Below are 20,932 nucleotides of genomic sequence, written 5' to 3'. Positions count from 1 at the left end.
TGCCGAGTGGTGGGGCGAAGACCTTTTGGTTACTTTTGGGGCGTTTGCCAAAAGTGACCCGCTGTAAGAGCGGAACCGATATCAGCAGCTACCGCAGCAATGGATATGTACACCGAGCCAGCTCCCACAATCAGAACTGCGACTGCCGCGGAAGCCGCTGCGACAATTCGTCGAGCAGCTTCTGCTCACGCTTATCCTCAAGCGCCCGCGCCTCGTCGATGTAACGCTGCACCAACTTGCGCAACCCCTCAACCCGGGCAAACGCCGCTTGCCAGCTTTCCCGCGCCTTATCGAGATTATTCTGATGCCAGGCCAAACTCTGACGCTGCTGGCCGACAGCGGTCTCCAGCTGATTGAGAAACCCCTGATACCCCATCAACCATTGCCCCGACACGCCCTTGCTGCCCCGCTCAATCCACTGCTGCTGGTACTCACCCCGAAAGCGCTCAAGGTCGCCCAGCTTGCTCTCTGCCAAACGCACCTGCCCCTGAAAATACCCCAGGCGTTGCACAGCCGCTTTCTCGGCCTTTTCAGCCATGTCCACCACCGGCGCCAAGCGCGAAGAACGCGTACTGGCCATGACTTAACCGCCCGGCGCCGGAGCGAAGATCGAACCCAGGTGCGCTTCACTTTCACCCATGCTGATCTTGTCGTTAAGGCCCTGGCGCAAGTAAGACACCAGCTGCGGCTGCAGGGCAATCGCCAAGTCAGTCTCGCGATCACCACCGGCCACATAAGCACCGACGCTGATCAAATCGCGACTCTGCTGATAACGTGACCACAATTGTTTGAAGTGTTGCGCACGGGCCATGTGCTCAGGCGTGACCACCGCCGGCATCACCCGGCTGATCGAGGCTTCAATGTCGATGGCCGGGTAGTGCCCTTCTTCGGCCAAGCGCCGCGACAACACAATGTGCCCATCGAGCACGCCCCGCGCCGAGTCGGCAATCGGGTCTTGCTGGTCATCGCCTTCAGACAGCACGGTGTAGAACGCGGTGATCGAGCCACCGCCGGCCTCGGCATTACCGGCGCGCTCAACCAATTTGGGCAGCTTGGCAAACACCGACGGCGGGTAGCCTTTGGTGGCAGGCGGCTCGCCGATGGCCAGGGCAATCTCCCGCTGGGCCTGGGCGAAACGTGTGAGTGAATCCATCAGCAACAGGACGTTTTTGCCCTTGTCGCGAAAATATTCGGCGATGCGTGTGCAGTACATGGCGGCGCGCAAACGCATCAACGGCGCATCATCGGCTGGGGACGCGACCACCACCGAGCGCTTGAGGCCTTCTTCACCAAGGCTGTGCTCAATGAACTCCTTCACCTCACGGCCCCGCTCACCAATCAGCCCGACCACAATAATGTCGGCCTCGGTAAAGCGCGTCATCATGCCCAGCAGCACCGATTTACCCACGCCAGTACCGGCGAACAGGCCCAGACGCTGGCCGCGACCGACCGTCAATAAACCGTTGATGCTGCGAATGCCCACGTCCAGCGGTACGCTGATCGGGTTGCGGTTGAGCGGGTTGATGGTCGGGCCGTCCATCGGTACCCAGTCTTCGGCTTTCATGCTGCCTTTGCCGTCGAGGGGGCGGCCGGCGCCGTCGAGCACGCGGCCAAGCATGCTCATGCCCATGGGCAGGCGGCCGGTATCGGCCAGCGGCACCACGCGGGCGCCGGGTGCGATGCCCGCCAGGCCGCCCACAGGCATCAGGAAAATCTTGTTGCCGGAAAAGCCCATCACCTCGGCTTCGACTTGCACCGGGTGGTAGCTGTCGTCGTTGATCACCATGCAACGGCTGCCCATGGCGGCGCGCAGGCCCTCGGCTTCGAGGGTCAGGCCGACCATGCGCAGCAGGCGCCCTTCGAGGATCGGCTGGCCGGGCAACTCGACGGCCTCGGCGTAACTGCCCAGGCGCTTGGCGAAGCTGGTGCGATCAAGGCGCATCGGGGGCGTCCAGGTCAACGCTCAGGTCAGGCTCGGCCGGGTTCAGGGCTTGCTCATGTTGTTGATCGAGCAGCTTGGCCATGATCTGGCTGATGCGGGTTTCCACCGTGGCATCGATGCGGCTGTGTTCGGTTTCGACGCGGCAACCGCCGGGCAGCAATGCAGCGTCTTCGACGATGCGCCAGGTTTCTTCATGGCGCTCGCGCAGGGCTTTGACCTGTTCGAAATCCTGGGGGTTGATGTACAGCCGCACATTGCCGACGCCCAGGGGCAGCAGCTTGAGGGCTTCACGCATCACGCTTTCGATATGGCTGGAGTCCAGCACCAGTTCGCGCTGAATGACTTGGCGCGTGATGTGCTCGACCAGGCCAACCATGGCCTTTTCGATCTGCGAGTCTTGCTCGGCAATCGGCTCGAACAGCACGCTCATCAGGCGTTCCAGGCTGACGAGCTTGGCGCTCAGCGCCACTTCGGCTTCCTGTCGGACCTTGAGCGTGGTGCTGCGAAAACCGTCTTTTTCACCCGCCGCGAAGCCCTCGTTGTAGGCCTCCTGGCGGATGGCTTCCAATTCTTCGAGGGTCAGTGGCTGGACTTCGTCCAGCGGCACTTCTTCCATTTGCGCAGGCGGTTCTTCGACCGGTTCAGGCTCGGGTTCCGGCTGGTGCGGGTCGAAGCTGGGCAACGACCAAATGTCGAACCCGCCGACATCCCGCGCGCGAATCAGATCGCTGGGTGCCTCATCTTTGTTCGACATGGGGCGCGCCTTAGATCATTTCTTCGCCGCCCTTCCCGCCGAGAACGATTTCTCCGGCTTCGGCCATACGGCGGGCAATCGTGAGGATTTCCTTCTGAGCGGTTTCCACGTCGCTGACGCGTACCGGGCCCTTGGCTTCCAGGTCGTCGCGCAACAGTTCGGAAGCACGCTTGGACATGTTCTTGAAGATCTTTTCTTTGACGTTTTCGTCCGAGCCTTTGAGGGCCAGCACCAACACGTCGGAGGACACTTCGCGCAACAGCGCCTGAATGCCACGGTCGTCGACATCGGAGAGGTTGTTGAAGACGAACATAAGGTCTTCGATCTGGCCGGACAGGGTGTCGTCGATCTCGCGGATCGAGTCCATCAACTGGCCTTCGACCGAGCTGTCGAGGAAGTTCATGATGTCGGCCGCGCGCTTGATGCCGCCCAGGGTGGTGCGCGAGGCGTTCGAGTTGCCCGAGAACTGCTTCTCGAGAATCGTATTGAGTTCTTTCAGGGCCGCCGGTTGCACGGTGTTCAGCGACGACACGCGCAGGATGATGTCCAGACGCACTTTATGGTCAAAGTGGCCGAGCACTTCACCGGCCTGGTCCGGGTCCAGATACGCCACCACGATCGCCTGGATCTGCGGGTGCTCGTAGCGGATCACGTCGGCAACGGCGCGCGGTTCCATCCATTTCAGGCTGTCGAGGCCGCTGGTGTTGCCGCCCAGCAGGATGCGGTCGATCAGGCCGTTGGCTTTGTCTTCGCCCAGGGCCGAGGTGAGCATCTTGCGAATATAGCTGTCGGAGCCGACGCCGAGGCTGGTCTGGTCGCCGACGATCTCGACGAACTCGCTCATCACCTGCTCGACTTGCTCGCGGTGCACATTGCGCATCTGCGCCATGGCCACGCCGACGCGCTGGACCTCTTTGGGGCCCATGTGGCGCAGCACTTGGGCGGCGTCGGTTTCTCCAAGGGACAACAACAGCACGGCGGCTTTGTCGACCCGGGAGAGTTTGGCAACAGCGGCTCGATTATCACTCATCTGCGTTGATCCACTCTTTCACGACCTGGGCCACACGGCCCGGGTCTTCTGCCACCAGACTTTTGATTGCGTTCAACTGAGCGTCGTAACCTTCGCTCGGGCTTGGCAACAGGATGCTTTGCGGGCCGCCGAGGCTGACGCGGTCGTTGGCCAGTTCGCCATCCAGGCCGCCCATGCCACCCAACTCGACGTCGCCACCGGCCAGTGCCAGCTGTTTTTTGCCATGACCGGTGATGTTGTTGAGCACCGGGCGCAACACACCGAACACCAGCACCAGGATGAACAACACACCCAGCACTTGCTTGACGATGTCCCAGAACCACGGCTGCGTGTAGAACGCCGGGTCGGCGACCACTTCACCGCGCTCGGCGGAGAACGGCATGTTGATTACGCTGACGCTGTCGCCACGGCTGGCGTCAAAACCGACGGCGTCCTGCACCAGGCGAGTGAAGCGCGCCAATTCGTCGGCGCTCCACGGCGCACGGGTGACGGCGCCGTCTGCGGCGTTGACCTTGACCTGGTCATCGACCACCACCGACACCGACAGGCGATTGATTTTGCCCTGCTGCTGTTTGGTGTGGCTGATGGAGCGGTCAAGTTCGAAGTTCTTGGTGGACTGGTTACGCTTGTCCGCCGGGTATGGCGCGAGCATCGGCTGGCCGGTGGCCGGGTCCATGATCTGCTGGCCGTTGGCGTCCAACAATGGCTGGCCTGCGGCAATTGCGCCAGCGCTGGCAGCTGCGCCACCGGTGGTTTGCGGGGCCGAGGCCGGCGCGGGCGGCTGGTTGCTCAGGGCACCCGGCACACCTTGCGGGCCACTGCTGGCGGTGCGTTGTTCGCTGGTGGACTGCTCGCTGCGCAGCGCGGGCTGGTCGGGGTTGAACTGCTCGGAGGTCGACTCAACGGCGCTGAAGTCAACGTCGGCGGACACTTCAGCCTTGTAGCGGTCATTGCCCAGCACCGGTTGCAGGATGTTGTGCACGCGCTGGGTCAGCATGCTTTCCATGCGACGGCTGTAGTCGAACTGCTTGCCGGCCTGGGTCAGCGCGGAGTTTTCCGCCATGTCGGACAGCAGGTTGCCCTTCTGGTCGACCACGGTGATTTGCGACTTGCTCAATTCGGGAACGCTGGTGGCCACCAGGTTGATGATCGCCAATACCTGGCCAGGCTCCAGGGAGCGGCCGGAAAACAGTTCAACCAACACCGACGCGCTTGGCTTGCGTTCATCGCGCACGAACACCGAGCTTTTCGGAATCGCCAGGTGCACACGGGCGCCCTTGACGTTGTTCAAGCTGGAGATGGTGCGCGCGAGTTCGCCTTCAAGGCCACGGCGGTAGCGCGTGGCTTCCATGAACTGGCTGGTGCCCAGGCCCTGGTCCTTGTCGAGAATTTCAAAACCGATATTGCTGTCGGACGGCGTTACGCCAGCCGCGGCGAGCTTCATGCGCGCACGGGCCACGTCATCGGCCTTGACCAGCAAGGCGCCGGAATTGGGCTCGACGGTGTAAGCGATGTCGGCGGCGGCCAGGGTTTCCATGATTTGCTTGGAATCCATGCCGGCCAGGCTACCGTACAGCGGGCGGTAATCAGGTTGCTGCGACCACAACACCACGGCAAAACCAATCGCCACGCTGGCAGCCAGGCCGACCATCAGGCCCACCTGACGCAACATGGTCATTTCGGAAAGGTTTTCCAGGAACGACAGGCCAAACAGCGGCGGCTTGCCGGCTGCCTTGGCGGGTACGTTGTCCACGACTGCTTCTGCCATGACTTAAATCTCGTCCTTAAACCGGCATCTGCATGATGTCTTGATAAGCCTGAACCAGCTTGTTACGCACTTGGGTCAGAGCCTGGAAGGAAACGCTGGCCTTTTGCGAGGCGACCATCACATCGGTGAGGTCCACGCCGCTTTTACCGATCTCGAAGGCGGTGGCCAACTGACTCGAGGCTTGCTGGGTATCACTGACTTTGTTGATTGCCTGACCGAGCATGTCGGCAAAACTGCTTTGGCCCAATTCCGGCGCTTGCGCGACGGATTTCGGTTGAGCCATGGCATCCATTTGCATGGAGCGCATATCCAACATCAACCGATTGAACTCAATACCCTGGCTCATGACCTTCTCTCTCCGACGACCCGCAATTTTTTGACACTACGCAGCGGTTACTGGGGGTAGTAGCAACAAGGGTGCCAGCTCCGTGGCGACTGGTAAGAAAAGGCGACAAACCCTGTCGGCCCACGCTTTTTCAGGTGGCGAAAAGGTAGGCTTCCACGTCCATTCCGGCGTCGCGCATCTGCGCCAGCTTGTAGCGCAAGGTGCGCGGGCTGATGCCAAGGCGCTCGGCCGCTTCTTTGCGGCGGCCGCGTTCGGAGCGCAGGGTGTCGATGATCATCTGGAATTCACGGCGACGCAGGTCGTCGCCCAAGGCACCGCCAGACTCGGTGTCGGCCACCGCCACAGGTGCCGGCGCCAGGCTGGGCAACGGCGCAAGGCCATTGGCCATGGGCAGGCAGAAATCCTGGGGCTGGATCAGGCCGCCCTGCTGCAAAATCAGCGCGCGCTGGATGGCATTGTCCAACTCTCGCACGTTGCCGGGCCACGGGTAGCCTATGAGGCAGGCCTCGGCGTCGGCGGACAGGCGCGCCTGGGCGTGCTTCATTTTTTTGACGTGGTTGTTCAGCAGGCGCTCGGCCAGCGGCAGGATGTCTGCCGTGCGTTCACGCAGCGGGCGCCAGGCCAGCGGGAATACCGACAGCCGGTAGAACAGATCTTCACGGAAGCGCCCCGCCGCCACTTCGCCCGCCAGGTCGCGGTTGGTAGTAGCGACCACGCGGATGTCCAGCTGGATTGGCTTGCGTGCGCCAACCCGCTCGACTTCGCGCTCCTGCAGCACGCGCAGCAACTTGGCTTGCAGGCCGAGGGGCATTTCAGAGATTTCGTCGAGCAGAATGGTGCCACCGTCGGCCTGTTCGAACTTGCCGGCCTGGGCCGCGATGGCGCCGGTGAACGAACCCTTTTCATGCCCGAACAAGGTGGCCTCGAGCATGTTGTCGGGAATGGCCGCGCAGTTGATCGCGATGAACGGTTGCTTGGCGCGGCTGGATTGCTGGTGGATATACCGCGCCAGCACTTCCTTGCCGGTGCCGGACTCGCCGGAGATCAACACCGTGGAATCACTGCGCGCCACCCGGGCTGCCAGCTCCAGCAGCTGGGCGCTGGCCGGCTCGAAGGCAATCGGGCCTTCACCGTCGGTCGCCGGGAGCACACCGAGGGCATGCCGGGCGACCAGTTCGATCAAGGCTTTGGGCTCAAAGGGTTTGACCAGGTAATCTGCAGCGCCCTGGCGCATGGCGTCCACCGCCCGCTCCACAGCGCCATGCGCCGTCATCAGCAACACCGGCAGTTGTGGCTGACGCGCACGCAGCAGGCCGAGCAACTGATGGCCGTCCATGCCGGGCATGTTCACGTCGCTGACCACCAGGCTGAAAGGCTCTTTCTCAACTGCCTCCAAGGCTTCCTCGGCCGAACCGACCGCCCGGTAGTCATGGCCCGCCAACAGCAGCGTGTCAGCCAATGCTTCACGCAGGGCGCGATCGTCTTCAACCAGTAAAACCTTGATAGCCATAATCCTTTTACTCCGCGCTTGCCGCGCCTGAAAACAGCGGCAAGGTCATCAATGCACACGTGCCACGACCCAACCGGGAGCGCAGTTGCAATTCTCCCTGATGGGCACGCGCCACTGCCTTGACCACGGTCAGGCCCAGGCCTGTGCCGTTGGTTTTGGTGGTAAAAAAGGGTTCGCCGAGGCGCCGCAGCACCACCGGGTCGATGCCGCTGCCACTGTCGCTGATGCACAGGCGCAGGGTTTGCTCGCGGGTATAGAGGTGCACTTTGAGGCGCGCGCCCGGGCCGCTGGCCTGGGTGGCGTTTTCAATCAGGTTGAGCAAGGCGCCGACCAGCGTGTCGCGGTTGCACAGCAACTCGCCGAGGTGGCTGTCGCACTGCCAGCGCACGTGCGCTTCCTGGACATGGGTGGCGGCGGCCGCTTGCAGGGACTGCATCAGTGCCGAGGGCGTGATGCGGTCGGTGAGGGGCAATTCGCCGCGGGCAAACACCAGCATGTCGCGCACCTGGTGCTCCAGTTCATGCAAGCGCTCCTTGAGACGGCCAGCAAAACGTTGGTGGGTCGTGGCGGGCAATTGCTCATCAGTCAAATGACTGGCGTAGATCAACGCGGCCGACAGCGGCGTGCGGATCTGATGCGCCAAAGAAGCGACCATACGCCCCAGCGACGACAAGCGCTCATGGCGCGCCAGTTGGTCTTGCAGGTGACGGGTTTCAGTCAGGTCGTTGAGCAGCACCAGTTGGCCTGGCTCAGCGTCCAGGGAACGGGTGGCGATAGACAGGCGGCGCCCATCCTTCAGGGAAATTTCGTGGCCGTCGTCTTCACGCGGCGCAAAGCAGCGGGTGATGACTTCACGCCACAGCTCGCCTTCCAGCGGCAGGCCGAGCATGTCGACAGCGGCCGGGTTGGCTTCGCGCACGCGGCCTTGATCGTCGATGACGATCACGCCGCCGGGCAGCAGCGACAGCAGGTTTTGCAGGCGGTTAGCCAGGCGCTCTTTCTCGGCCAGTTCTTCCATGCGTTGGGCACTGACCACGGCCAGCTCGCCTTTGAGCTCGGAAACCCGAGCCTCCAGCAAACCGTAGGAGTCAGTCAATTGGCTCGACATCTGGCTGAACAGCGAAAAGGCCTGTTCAAGGCCCTGTCGGCTTTGCTGCTCTACAGAGGGGAGTAGCCCCGCCAGATCGGGGGCCGAAGAATGTTGGGCGGCGTGGGGCATCATGCTCTCTCGCTTGGCTGACCGTCAGTTAAACGGAACGTTGCGAGGGCTGTAGCAATACCCGTGCCGAAAAAAAACTACTGAAATTTCAGTAGTTTAAAAAACAGGCGTCAATCATCTGCCTGTTCATCACCTTCTCGACGGCTCATACCGTACTTGCGCATCTTCTCCACCAGGGTGGTTCGACGGATGCGCAGGCGCTCGGCGGCGCGTGCGACGATGCCGTTGGCGTCGTCCAACGCTTGCTGGATCAGCCCCTGTTCGAGGTTGCCCAGGTAGTCTTTCAGGTCCAGGCCTTCGGGTGGCAACATGGCGGTGGAGCCGAAGTCCGGCGTGTGGCCGTTGATCGCCACGCGCTCTTCCATGTCGCTGCGCAGGCTGTCGACCAGTTGCTCGTCTTCGTCGTCGACGTAGCGGAATTTCTTCGGCAACTCGACCACGCCGATCACACCGTAGGGGTGCATGATCGCCATGCGCTCCACCAGGTTGGCCAGCTCGCGGACGTTGCCCGGCCAGCCGTGGCGGCACAGGGACATGATTGCAGCGGAGTTGAAGCGAATCGAGCCGCGTTTTTCGTGCTCCATGCGCGAGATCAGCTCGTTCATCAGCAACGGGATGTCTTCCACGCGCTCACGCAACGGGGCCATCTCGATCGGGAATACGTTGAGGCGGTAGTACAAGTCTTCGCGGAAGCTGCCGACCTCGATCATGCTTTCGAGGTTCTTGTGGGTCGCCGCGATGATGCGCACGTCGACGCTCTGGGTTTTGTTGCTGCCCACGCGCTCAAATGTGCGCTCTTGCAGAACCCGCAGCAGCTTGACCTGCATCGGCAGCGGCATGTCGCCGATTTCGTCGAGGAACAGGGTACCGCCATTGGCCAGCTCGAAACGCCCGGCACGGCTGGTGATCGCGCCGGTGAAGGCGCCCTTCTCGTGGCCGAACAGTTCGCTTTCCAGCAGCTCTGCCGGGATCGCCCCGCAGTTGACCGGCACGAATGGCCCGTCGCGGCGCTTGGAGTGATAGTGCAGGTTGCGCGCGACCACTTCCTTGCCGGTGCCGGACTCGCCGAGGATCAGCACGCTGGCGTCGGTGTCAGCCACTTGCTGCATCATCTGGCGCACGTGCTGGATCGCACGGCTGGTGCCGACAAGGCTGCGGAACAGGTTGGGTTCGCGGTGACGCCCACGCTCGCGGGCCTGGTCGTACATCTCGCGGTACACCTGGGCACGGTGCAGGGAATCAAGCAGTTTGCTGTAGCTGGGCGGCATTTCCAGGTTGGAAAGTACGCGGCGGCGCTGGTCTTCAGGCAGGTCGACGGAAGAAATATCGCCCATCAGCAACACGGGAAGGAACTCATCCCATGTCGAGAGTGTCTTTAACAGGCCTAAAACTGCACCTGGAGCACTCACCGTCCCGATCAGTACGCAGATGACTTCACGGCTTGACGACAAAGAGCTGACCGCCTGCTGCCAATCATGGCTACCGCAGGGTAAATTTTCTTCACCGAGAAAATTTAAAATCACCGCCAAATCGCGGCGACGGACGCTATCGTCATCAATCAGCAGAATTTTGGTTTCACGCCACATGCAATAGCAACTTCCCTAGTTAACTCACATACCCTGGAGCCGAGGGCAATCTAGAAGGTCGTAGGCATTTTCTGCGTTACAACCGTCTGAAATCTGAAAACAACACTAGTTAAGTCAAAAAATCGCGCGCAGTCAAATTTATGACGCGCGTGAGGATTAACTGAGCCCGTTCAGCCGAACAGATGGTAAACCTTCGACGCACTTTGCGCGCGATTGATCTGCGACATCTCTTCGAAAATCGCCTGGCGCTCGCCGGTCGTTACCTCCAGCAACTGCTGATACACCGCCAACAAACTCTGCAGTTTCTCGCGCAGCGCGTCCTCGTCCACCGGCGCGTTGTTCAGCGCCTCATCGATCACGGCGCGGCAGCCCAGATCCAGTTCGCCAATGGCGTCCCAGTTACGTTCAGCCAATGCGTCGACCAAGGCGTCGCGGGTCTCGTCAATACGTTGCAGGGCGTGGCTCATGACATCATCCTCAGGCCGCAGGGCCTACAGTGTTGCAATACCGTCCCAGCCTTCCTTGAGCGTAATCATCAGGCCGGCTACTTCGTCGATCATGGTGACATCGCTCTTGCTGTTGGCTTCCAGCAGGCGCGTGGTCATGTAGGCATACAGATTGTCGAGTTGCTGCAAAGCGGCCGGGTCTTCGGTTTTTTCCGGGTTCAGGCCGTCTCGCAAACCGATCAGGATGTCGATCGCCTTGCCCAGCAGCAGGCCTTTTTGCGCAATATCACCACGAGCCATGGCGCCCTTGGCCTGAGCCATGCGATCCAGCGCGCCTTCCATCAGCATCTGCACCAGACGGTGTGGGCTGGCTTCGGAGATCTGGGCATGGGAATTGACCTTCTGGTATTGGCGAAGGGCTCTCATGGGATTCATGTTTCTACCTCGTGACAGGCGACAGCTAAATAGGATGGGCTCTGACTAATATGTCGACTGGGTCGCAAAAAACTTTAACCCGGTGATCTGGCGAAGGTCACGCCCGGCAAAGGCATTCACCTCGCCGGACGGCCTCATTGAGGATCAACTGGTCTTCGGGTTGTTCAGCGCGTCGAGCGTGGTCATGACACTTGAGCGTTGCGCGGTGAGCTGCGCCACCAGGTTGTTCATGGTCGTGTACTTGTTGGTCAGGCTTATCTTCAAGGCTGCCATGCGCGCAGTCAGAGTGTCCTGCTGGGTTTGCAGGTCCTTGATCGTATCGGACAGGGTCGACGACCGCGTGGCGAGCACGCCGGTACCGCTCAGCGCATAGCTGTCGGTTGCGGATTTCATGCGTGCCAGCAGGCCTTTGTCGCCGTTGAAAATACCGCCGATGTCGGTCGGGTTGGTCGCAATCGCCGCACTGAACAGCTTGTCGTCAAGACTCAGCTTGCCGGTATTCTGGTCTGTGTTCACACCAAACTGCGCCAGCGACTTCAAGGACCCGGTACCCGCCATTGCGTTCAGCTCGGCACGGATGGCCGACTGCAAGGTACGCATGGTGGCATCGCCCGTCAGCGCCGAAGACGTGGTGGTGCCATCGGGGTTGGTGGTCACCTTGGTCTCGGCGCCAATCGCTGTGATCAGTGCGTTATAGGTGTCGACAAAGCCTTTGACCGAACTTTTGAGCGTGTCGGTGCTGCGTGCAACGGTGATGGTCGACGATGAGCGCAGTACGCCACTGGAGTTCGCATCGGTCACCCCCGCCGGCCATGGCGACACAGCGGTCAACTTGAGACTCACGCCACTGATTGCGTCGGTCAGGGTGTTGCTCTTGGACTCCTGGGGAGTGCCGTCAATGGTGTACTTCGCATTCTGCGGTGGGCCGCCCACTAATGACGTTCCAGCTTCCAGCCCGGAGTTACCACCTACCGTAATGTCAGTGCCGACACCGGTGTTGGTCGATGTCAAAACCATCCGCGAACCGGTGGCGTCAGTCAGGATGTTGGCACTGAGGCCGGAACTGGTGAGCTGCGCGTTGATCGAGTCACGCACTTGCTGCAACGTCGCGCCTGGCGGCACGCTGACGGCATAGCTCTGGCCCGACTGGGAAATCGTCAGCGAAGTTGCCGAAGCACTGGAGTTGACGACTGTCGATGCGCCGCCGGCATAGGTTTTCGTAGCGATCTTGGAGGCGGTTGCCAACTGGTTTACGACCAACTGGTAGCTGCCGGCCGACGCATTGGCGCCCAGGGTCACGGTAGACACGTTGGCGTCTGAAGTTGTTGCTGTCAGGCCGCCGATACTGGCGTCCTTGGACATGTTATCCATGGCACCGCGGAATGCATCCAGTGCCGCTTGAATCTTGCCGATCGATGACAGCTGGGCGGTCGAGGTCGTCGACTGCTTGTTGATCTGCGATTGCTTCGGCGCCTGTTCCGCGTTCACCAAGGCCGTCACGATAGACTGGGTATCAATGCCCGTTACCGGGCCGCTGATGGATATATCACCCATGATGTTTTCTCCTGATCCGGGGCTGGCGCTTTCTTGACGGACGACGCCTCAAGCAGCTTCAGCAACAATATTCATGCCAGCTCACACTTTAGCGTCAAACAACACGCTGCTGGCGTCGTGCAAACTTTGGGCGAGTTTCAAGGCTGTTTCCGAGGGAATCTGACGAATCACCTCGCCACTGTCGGTCGCAATGACCTTGACGACCACCTGATGGGTGGAGTCATCAATGGAAAAGTCCAGGTTGCGCTGGGCAGCCTGGACGAATTTGCGAATATCCGTCACCGCCTGTTCAAGGTCAGACGGTTTCGAATCTTGCCTGGTTTGAGCCGCGACAGGTACAGGATCTACCCTGGCTTTCTGCGGATCACTGCTCACAGGGGCAGGAACGCTCTGCGGCGCCGCTGCTGGATAAGACAGGTTCAGCTTTACACTCATGTCCATGTCCAATCTCCTCATCACGCAAAAGACAAAAGGGCACGTAAACGCGCCCTTCCGTCATTCATCTACCGTTAGCTATTACTGAAGCAGCTTCAGTACAGCGGATGGCAGTTGGTTGGCCTGGGACAGGATCGCAGTGGAAGCCTGTTGCAGGGTTTGTTGCTTGGTCAACTGAGCAGTTTCAGCGGCGTAGTCAACGTCCTGGATCTGACCGCGAGCGGCGCTGGAGTTGTCGGAGATGCTCTGCAGGTTGGCAACGGTGTTGTCGAAACGGTTTTGTACAGCACCGAGGCCTGCACGCTGGGAGTCGATGTCGGAGATCGCTTGAGTGATCACGTCGATCGAGTTCTGTGCGTTGGCAGCAGTGGTGATGTCAGTGTTGTTGACGGTGGTTTTGGTGGAGTTGGCAGCAGTACCGGTTGCTGCGAACAGGCCAGTCACACCGGCGCCGCTCAGGGAGTAGCTGCTGGAGGAGTTCAGGGCAACTGCACCTGTAGCGATGATCGCGGTGTTAGCCAGAGCAACGGCAGTACCAGCAGTACCGGCACCGTCCAGGGTCGCAACCTTGATACCGGCAACAGCACCGGCGTCGCCAGCGTTGAAGGTCAGGTTTTCACCGGTGTCAGACTTGACCGACAGCGCTTGAGTGGTCGAATCGTAGTTAACGCTGATGCCCAGCTTGGCAGCGTTGGACTTCAGTTGGTCAGCCAGGTCTGAAGTGCTGGTTACGCCAGTGAACTGGACCGCAGTACCGCTGCCGACTTTCAGGGTGAAGTTGGCGCTGGCAGGGGTTGCACCAGCGATCGCAGCGGAGTCAACGGTGAACTGTGCAGTGGTGCTGGCAGTAGCAGCCAGGCCGCCGACAGCGCCGTTCATCTGAGCAGCGATCTGCTTGGCGGAAGCACCGGCAGCGATGGTCAGGTTGGTGGACTGGCCGCCACCGGTAACAGCGATCGCGCCGCCGGCAACGCCGGTCGCGCTTGGAGCAACGCCTTGGCTCTTCAGCTGCTGCGAACCAATGTTGTTGGCTGCAACGTTACCGATGCTCATGTCGATGGTCTGGTTGGCGTTGGCGCCGACCTGGAACGAGGTAGTACCGAAAGAACCGTCCAGCAGGTTCTTGCCACCGAAAGTAGTGGTGGTAGCGATACGGGTCAATTCAGCGGTCAGAGCTGCGTATTGAGCCTGGTTCGACTTACGGTCTTCAGCGCTTGGCGAGCCGTTGGCGGATTGCAGAGCCAGGGTACGCATGCTTTGCAGGATGTTGGTGGACTGCTGCATTGCGCCTTCAGCGGTCTGAGCAATCGAGCTGCCGTCGTTGGCGTTTTTGATTGCAACGCCCAGGCCGTTGATTTGGCTGGTCAGACGGTTGGAGATTTGCAGGCCGGCCGCATCGTCTTTGGCGCTGTTGATACGCAGACCGGAGGACAGACGCTGCATGGAAGTTTGCAGGGCGCCGGAAGCCTTGTTCAGGTTGTTCTGAACGTTCAACGAAGCAAGGTTGGTGTTTACTGTTAAAGCCATGACGAAATCCTCGTGGGTTGTTTACTGCGGCTTCCGGCCCTGGCAACCGCCGGGTGTGGCCTAGAGAACCTTCGTAATAGTTATCGTCGTATATGCCGGTTGCTTGAGGACTTTTTTGGTTTTTTTTACTGGCAACGCGCCATCCTTTGTAATTCAAGCGTTTACGGCAGCCCAACCCCCCGCGAATGCTGGATTTTCTGGCGTCAAATAAAAAACGCCCAGGCTTTTTCAAGCCTGGGCGTTTTTTTGTGCAGCGGGTTTAAAGCATCAAGGGCGATGCAGAATCGCCGAACCCCACGACAGACCCACGCCAAAACCACTGATAGCCACACGCTTCCAGGTGGAGTCGAGCATGTGCTTTTCCAGCAGCAGCGGAATGCTCGATGACACGGTATTGCCGGTCTCGACCATGTCCTTGATGAATTTCTCCACCGGAGCGTCTTCGAAGCGCCGCGCCACCGCGTCGACAATCGCCGCACTGCCCTGGTGAATGCAGAACGCGTCGATTTCGTCGGCCTTGAGCGCCGATTCATTGAGCAGCTCGTGCAAATGCGCCGGCACTTTGAGCAAGGCAAAGTTGAACACCTGGCGGCCGTTCATGAAGAACACCCCGTCGCTGACCTTCAAGTGCGGCGCGCCAGAGCCGTCGGTGCCGAACTTCGACTTGCCGAGCTGCCACGGAGCATCCTCACCCATCCAGGTAGCCGTGGCGGCATCGCCAAAGAGCATGGTGGTGTTGCGGTCTTCCGGGTCGACAATTTTGGAATACGGGTCGGCAGTCACCAGCAGGCCGTTTTTCAGGCCGGTGGCTTCCATGAAGCCTTTCATCGCGTAGATGCCGTAAACGTAGCCGGAGCAGCCCAGGGAGATATCGAACGCGGCAACATGGGTCGGCAGGCCCAGCTTGTCCTGGACGATGGCGGCCGTGTGCGGCAAGCCCTCTTCGTCGCCGTTCTGGGTCACGACGATCAGCGCGTCAATGGATTCGCGCTTCAACTCGGGGTTGTTGGCAAACAAGGCATTGACTGCCTCGACGCACAGGTCGGAGGTTTCCTGCGCGGCATCCATGCGCGGCAGGAACGCCGAACCGATCTTGCCGATGATGAAATCTTCATCCTTGGCGAATTTGGCGCCCTGGGCGTAGTTATCGACCCCGTCTGCCGGCACGTAACTGGCGATGCTTTTTATGCCAATCATTGTGGCTTCCCAATACTAAATAGCTGGAGAACACCCCTCGGGCTACGCCGGGAGTGCTGACAATAAAGGGGATAACCCCATAAAAATCTCGCTGAGAGCCGCCACGTAAAGACCCGCAGACGACTTATCCTTTTCACACGATACAGTGAAGATGCGCTTTATGACTCACAGGTCACTCAAATTTGTGCGCATTGTGCAAAATTGCGGCCGCCGAAAACGACAACGGCCCACCCTGTTGCCAGGGTGGGCCGTTTGTGATTACACCGATTACATGCGGCTGAACAGGCTCAACTGGGAGATTTTCACGAAGGCCAGCTGCGAGGCTTGCAACATGGTCTGCTGCAAGGTCAGGTCGATGGCCGCCTGGCCCATGTCGACGTTGGCCAGGGATGACATGGTGGACGTGTTGGCCAAACCCAGGCTGGTGTTCTCCTGGCCCTGGATATCCAGCGCGTTCTGGCGCGCACCGATGGAGCCACGCACTTGATCGATCTGCGCCGAGGCGTTTGCCAGGTTACCGATCGTGGTGTTCAGCACATCCTTGAGTTTGTTTTTGGCGACCTGGTCACCGTCCGCCGGAGCCAGCAGCGCCTTGCGCAATTGGCCCAGGGTATCCAGCGCGTTCATGTTCTTGTTGCTGGTGGCGCCGACGGAAAACTGGTCGCCCGCCCCCGGCGTGCCGCTCACATCAAACGTCACACCGGCCGCCGTGATCGAAGTCGCGCCGGTGGCCATGGTGCCCGAGGCAATCGACTTGCTGCCGGCCGTGTAGGGCTGGGCGTAAACGTCGTAGGCATTGCCACTGGTGAACTTGATCACCGCACCGGAATTGGGGAAGGTGCTGGCGTAGGTTGCCTGATCGGTGACCCGGCCACCGGTCAACTGCGCCGTGGACGCATTGCTGGCGGTACGCGAGGTGCTGAACGAATCCGGCTTGCTTTCCAGCGTGAACTCCTTGCCCGCCACCAGCGCATCCGAGGGCGGGCCTGAAGGAACATCCGCCCCCAGGTTCAGGCTGATATCAAATTTGACGCCACGCAGGTTGATGCTGGAAGCGCCTTCCTTGGTGGAGTCAAACGTGCCGTTACCGGGAATCTCGGACGTGACGTCATTACCGTCCTTGTCGGTCACGCTGTACTGGGTGCTGCTGGCGAAGGTCAGCTTGTACGGCTGGCCATCGGCAAAGCTCTTGGTATATGCCGTGCCGGAAGTTACCAGCCCCGCCGAAATCGCAACCTTGCCGTCGTTGACCGCAGGCGGCAACAGTGTGGTCTGGGTGCGACCGGTGTTGGAGGAACTCTCCAGCAGGGTCTTGCCAGTGTCGCCCGTGGCGATTGTGAGGTTGCTCGACACTTGCAGGCTCAGCGGCGTTTCATCGCCCTGGTAGGTGTAGGTGCCATCGTTGTTGCGGCTGTAGGGCGGCGTGTCGGTCTTGGTCCCGGAGAACATGTAGTTGCCGCTGGAATCCTTGGTGTTGAGCAGGCCCAGCACTTGATCTTCCAGCGCGCCGACCTGGCTGGCAATGGCCTTGCGGTCATCATCGCTGAGCTGCAGGTTACCGGCCTGCAACGCCAAACCTTGCGCGGTGCCCATGGCAGCGTTGATGCTCGCCAGAACACTTTCTTCATTGCTCAGCGAGTTTTGCAGGCTGGTGATGTTGCCGTTGTATTGCCCCAGCATGTCTTTCTGTTGCTGCAACAGCAGCAATTGGGCGGCCGCAACGGGGTCATCGGAAGCGGTTTGCACACGCACACCGGAGCTTGCCTGGTCCTGGGCCTTCACCACACCTGAATAGTTATCCTGATACTTGCTGGAGCTGGTGTCGAAATACTGCTGTGTAGAGATACGCATCGTTCCAGACTCCTTTAAAGGGCGTTAATCAGTGTGCTGAAGGTTTCTTGCGCGGCCTTGATGATCTGCGACGACGCGGTGTAGTACTGCTGGAACTTGATCATGTCGCCCGCCTCTTCGTCCAGGTTGACCTGGGACACTGAGTTGCTGGCCGCCTTGTTGGCTGCCAGCAAGGCGCCGGTGGCGGCGCTGTCGGTATTGGCCTGAGCCGCTTTGGAGCCGACCTGCGACACCAGCCGGCTGTTGGCACTGACCAGGCTCACGCCGGAATTGCCATCCACCGCGCCGACGGTCGCCTTGGTCTGCAACCCCAGCAACTCCTGGGCGTTGCGGCCATCGGAGGTCGCGCCGCTGTTGAACGAAAACGTGGTGCTGTCGCCATTGGCAGGCGCGCCGGCCACCGTGGTATCGAAGCTGAAGCTCTTGCCGGGAATCAGCGTTCCCGTGGCATCGCGCATCGGCACATTGATGCTGATCTTGTTGCCCTGCCCCGGAATGAAACTGCCAGTGCCGATCGGGTTACCCTGGGCGTCGCTGACGGTATAAGGCTGGGTGCCGTCCGCCGCAGGCTTGCCGAACACCATCTTCACCGGCATCGAGTTTTCGATCCCGGTGCGCAATTGCGCGGTCGCAGCGCCACCATCGATATCAATCGGCACCGTCAATGTCGGCGGGGTAAAGGTGCCGGTACCGGTGTTGGTCTTGCTGGCGTTGCCGGCCAATGGGCCGGCAAAGGCGATTTTGTTCGGGTCTTTGAGCTCGACCGTAATCCCGGTGGCGCCGTTGGCGGTCGGGCTGACCTTGAAGCTGTCACCGGCAGCCACCGGCCCACCGCTATTAAGCGCGAGGGTAAAACCGTCAATGACCGGCGGCGGCGTGGTGGTGGTGTCGAACGAGCCCATGGCCTTGCCGTCGGAGCGCACCACGTTGTACTGATTGCCGCTGGTGAAGGTGACCTTGTAGTCAAACGTCGACAGCTTGCTGGTGTCGGCAATCGTCACGTTCAGGTTGCCCGAACCAACGCTGTTGCCGGAAGCCGCCTGGCTACGCTGGGAAATCGCCGCAGCGCTGTTGATATCGCCAAACAACGACGAACCGAAATCGCTGTTCATGTCCAGGCCCTGGCCCAGCTGGCTATTGATGCTGTCGGCGGTGGCGATGGCGATACGACCCAAGTCGTTGATGGCCGGCATCAGTGCATCACTGCGATAACGCAACAGGCCGCCAATGCTGCCACCGGAGACCACCGAACCGATGTCCATCGGCGTGTCGCCCATGTTCAGCTGCAGGGTGTACTGGCTGTTATCGGTCTTGCTCGGCACGGCCGAAATGGTATTGGCGATACCGCCTTCTACCAGGGACTGACCGGTGCCGGTGGTGATGCTGAACTGGCCGTTCTTCTCGGTGGCGGTGACGCCGATCAGCTCATTGAGCGAACGTACGGCTTCGTTGCGTGCATCCAGCAGGTTGGACGGTGCGCTGGTCGAGGAGCCCTGGGCGGTGGAAATTTGAACGTTCAGCGAGGCAATCGACGACGTCAGTTTGTTGACCTGATCGCTCATGGTGCCCAATTGGCCGTTGATCGACTCTTTCTGCTGGCTCAACTGCGTGGCAATCGAGTTGAACCGGTTGCTCAGGGTCTGGGCACTGGTCAGCAGCAGTTGCCGGGCTGACACGTCGCTGGGCGTGGCGGCGGAGGTCTGCAGCGAGGAGAAAAACGCGCTGAGCGCAGCAGACATGCCGGTTGACTTGTCCGACAGGGTCTTGTCAATCGCAGCGGCCTGGTCGGCGTAAGCTGCGGCGTCGCTGTTGAGCGCGGTGCTGCTTTGGTAAGCGGCGCCGAGGAAATCGTTATAGATGCGGCGTACGTCCGCCAGGGTCGTACCGCTGCCGATGAACACGCCGCCATACGGGTTGCTGGCGTTGGCGTTCTGGGTGGTCTGCTGACGCGAGTAACCCGGAGTATTGACGTTGGCAATGTTGTTACTCAGAACCGACAACGATCCTTGAGCGGCGTTTAGTCCTGACATCCCTATACTGAGCAAACTCATGATTCAGACCTTATAAATGAGTGGTCGCGCCCGCGGCAGCGTAATCCTGATAACTGTTCATCGTTTTAGCGATCTGCGAAATCTTGCTGGCGTAGTCCGGGTCGGTTGCATATCCGGCTTTTTGCAACTCGCGCACAAACTGTTCCGGTTTGTCGGCAGATTTCACAACTTCTTTATAGCGATCATTGCTTTGCAGCAATGTCACGAGGTCATGGAAGCTGTCCTGGTAGGAGTCATAGGAACGAAATTGCGCCGTCTCCTTGACCATCGCCCCACCGCGAAACTCGCTGGTGATCGCGCGCGCCTGACCGCCCTGCCAGCTTTGGCCGGCCTTGATACCAAACAGGTTGTGGCTGCTGCTGCCATCCTCGGCACGCATCACCGATTTACCCCAACCGGTTTCCAGGGCCGCCTGGGCCACCAGGTACTTCGGATCGACGCCGATACGCGCCGCCGCCGCCTTGGCCATCGGCAACATGGTGGCGACAAACTCATCCTGGGAGCTGAAGGCTTTCTTCGCCGGGGCCAACGGTGGCTGGGCGATCGCGCGACCGTAAACCTGCATCTGCCCGGTCGGCGCCGCCGCAAAGGCGCGTGGCGCACTGTTGATCACATTGTCGGCGGCGGCACTGTTACGCAGCGGCGCAGCTTTTGGGGCCGTGGTCTGGTCGGTGTTCGGCACGATGCCGGCCAACAGGCGATCCGTCAGTTTGCTCGGCAACGAAATACGCCGCTGGTTCATCAGCGCCACGTCGTTGGCGTGGGAATTAGTGCCTTCGGGAACCGCCACGCGGTACGCCCACAAGGGGCGCTCACCGTTGGAGCGGCCGAGCGGGCCATCAGCCTGGGTGCCCGCCGCGATCTCGGTGGGCACATCGACTTTCCTGGCAGGCGCTGCCGCCGCCGCCGGACCCTGCAACGTGGCCGCCTGGGCGTCCACGGGTTTGTTCTTCTGCATCTGGCGCATCAGCACGTCGGCCAAGCCAATACCACCGCCCTCGCGGGACATCGAAACCGACAGTTGCTGGTCGTACATTTCCTGGTACTGCTTGGCCGCCGGCGTGTTCATCGGGTTGTCCTTGCCCAGCGCTTCGGTGGCCGAACGCATCGACTTGAGCATCTCGCTCAAGAACAGCGACTCGAACTCCTGCGCCACTTTGCGCATGTTGCCTTCGCTGTTCTTGTCGCCGACTTTGAGCTGGTTCAGCCGGTTCAGGTCGGAGTAAGACCCCGAGTCCGCCGTGCTGCTGAGCCCGCTTTTACGCATGTCCATGGCCATGG

Annotated in this window: 18 protein-coding genes; all 18 read right to left on the bottom strand. The window is 60.5% G+C overall.

Annotation, left to right across the window (positions count from 1 at the left end; all coding sequences use genetic code 11):
• Window positions 1-130: 130 nt before the first annotated feature.
• The 18 genes from fliJ to flgJ all read right to left on the bottom strand — a co-directional run bounded on the left by fliJ (window position 131) and on the right by flgJ (window position 20,930).
• Window positions 131-580, bottom strand: a complete 450-nt coding sequence (gene fliJ, locus ACP7A2_RS08930; protein WP_348062031.1) for a flagellar export protein FliJ — start codon at window positions 578-580, stop codon at window positions 131-133.
• Between the two features lie 3 nt (window positions 581-583).
• Entirely contained in the window at window positions 584-1,942 is a 1,359-nt protein-coding gene (gene fliI, locus ACP7A2_RS08925; RefSeq protein WP_348062032.1) for a flagellar protein export ATPase FliI, read from the bottom strand.
• Window positions 1,932-2,696, bottom strand: a complete 765-nt coding sequence (gene fliH, locus ACP7A2_RS08920) for a flagellar assembly protein FliH (protein ID WP_348062033.1) — start codon at window positions 2,694-2,696, stop codon at window positions 1,932-1,934. The genes fliI and fliH overlap by 11 nt, the downstream gene beginning before the upstream one ends.
• A 10-nt stretch (window positions 2,697-2,706) precedes the next feature.
• A complete protein-coding gene (fliG, locus tag ACP7A2_RS08915; protein ID WP_003230967.1) occupies window positions 2,707-3,726 on the bottom strand; it encodes a flagellar motor switch protein FliG in 1,020 nt (339 codons plus the stop codon).
• Entirely contained in the window at window positions 3,719-5,494 is a 1,776-nt protein-coding gene (gene fliF / locus ACP7A2_RS08910; RefSeq protein WP_426133919.1) for a flagellar basal-body MS-ring/collar protein FliF, read from the bottom strand. The genes fliG and fliF overlap by 8 nt, the downstream gene beginning before the upstream one ends.
• Window positions 5,495-5,510: 16 nt before the next feature.
• Window positions 5,511-5,840 (bottom strand): flagellar hook-basal body complex protein FliE, encoded by a 330-nt coding sequence (fliE, locus tag ACP7A2_RS08905; RefSeq protein WP_017735206.1) that lies wholly within the window; start codon window positions 5,838-5,840, stop codon window positions 5,511-5,513.
• A gap of 130 nt (window positions 5,841-5,970) precedes the next feature.
• Window positions 5,971-7,350: a sigma-54-dependent transcriptional regulator gene (locus tag ACP7A2_RS08900; RefSeq protein ID WP_426133918.1), complete on the bottom strand. Its 1,380-nt coding sequence runs from the start codon at window positions 7,348-7,350 to the stop codon at window positions 5,971-5,973.
• Between the two features lie 7 nt (window positions 7,351-7,357).
• A complete protein-coding gene (locus ACP7A2_RS08895) occupies window positions 7,358-8,569 on the bottom strand; it encodes a sensor histidine kinase (RefSeq protein ID WP_426133925.1) in 1,212 nt (403 codons plus the stop codon).
• A gap of 110 nt (window positions 8,570-8,679) precedes the next feature.
• On the bottom strand, window positions 8,680-10,155 hold the full coding sequence (locus ACP7A2_RS08890; protein ID WP_426133917.1) for a sigma-54 dependent transcriptional regulator: 1,476 nt from the start codon (window positions 10,153-10,155) through the stop codon (window positions 8,680-8,682).
• 170 nt (window positions 10,156-10,325) lie between these two features.
• A complete protein-coding gene (locus ACP7A2_RS08885; RefSeq protein WP_348055585.1) occupies window positions 10,326-10,622 on the bottom strand; it encodes a flagellar protein FliT in 297 nt (98 codons plus the stop codon).
• Between the two features lie 24 nt (window positions 10,623-10,646).
• On the bottom strand, window positions 10,647-11,036 hold the full coding sequence (gene fliS, locus ACP7A2_RS08880; RefSeq protein WP_426133916.1) for a flagellar export chaperone FliS: 390 nt from the start codon (window positions 11,034-11,036) through the stop codon (window positions 10,647-10,649).
• A gap of 144 nt (window positions 11,037-11,180) precedes the next feature.
• On the bottom strand, window positions 11,181-12,590 hold the full coding sequence (gene fliD / locus ACP7A2_RS08875; protein WP_426133915.1) for a flagellar filament capping protein FliD: 1,410 nt from the start codon (window positions 12,588-12,590) through the stop codon (window positions 11,181-11,183).
• Between the two features lie 81 nt (window positions 12,591-12,671).
• Window positions 12,672-13,031: a flagellar protein FlaG gene (locus ACP7A2_RS08870; RefSeq protein ID WP_426133914.1), complete on the bottom strand. Its 360-nt coding sequence runs from the start codon at window positions 13,029-13,031 to the stop codon at window positions 12,672-12,674.
• A 75-nt stretch (window positions 13,032-13,106) separates the two neighbouring features.
• Window positions 13,107-14,552, bottom strand: coding sequence for a flagellin (locus ACP7A2_RS08865; protein ID WP_426133913.1), 1,446 nt, complete (start codon window positions 14,550-14,552; stop codon window positions 13,107-13,109).
• Window positions 14,553-14,819: 267 nt separating this feature from the next.
• A complete protein-coding gene (locus tag ACP7A2_RS08860; RefSeq protein ID WP_348055593.1) occupies window positions 14,820-15,749 on the bottom strand; it encodes a ketoacyl-ACP synthase III in 930 nt (309 codons plus the stop codon).
• A 267-nt stretch (window positions 15,750-16,016) separates the two neighbouring features.
• Complete coding sequence (locus tag ACP7A2_RS08855; RefSeq protein WP_426133912.1) at window positions 16,017-17,600, bottom strand: flagellar hook-associated protein 3; 1,584 nt, start codon at window positions 17,598-17,600, stop codon at window positions 16,017-16,019.
• A 14-nt stretch (window positions 17,601-17,614) separates the two neighbouring features.
• Window positions 17,615-19,651, bottom strand: a complete 2,037-nt coding sequence (gene flgK / locus ACP7A2_RS08850; RefSeq protein WP_426133911.1) for a flagellar hook-associated protein FlgK — start codon at window positions 19,649-19,651, stop codon at window positions 17,615-17,617.
• A 10-nt stretch (window positions 19,652-19,661) separates the two neighbouring features.
• The gene (flgJ, locus tag ACP7A2_RS08845) at window positions 19,662-20,930 is read right to left on the bottom strand and encodes a flagellar assembly peptidoglycan hydrolase FlgJ (protein WP_426133910.1); all 1,269 of its coding nucleotides are present in this window, start codon (window positions 20,928-20,930) and stop codon (window positions 19,662-19,664) included.
• Window positions 20,931-20,932 lie beyond the last annotated feature (2 nt).

This window comes from Pseudomonas sp. PWP3-1b2 (genome assembly GCF_049896045.1).
Lineage (GTDB): Bacteria > Pseudomonadota > Gammaproteobacteria > Pseudomonadales > Pseudomonadaceae > Aquipseudomonas > Aquipseudomonas antarctica_B.
The sequence above is the reverse complement of the archived record's forward strand: the minus strand, read 5'-3'. Positions and strand labels throughout refer to the sequence as shown.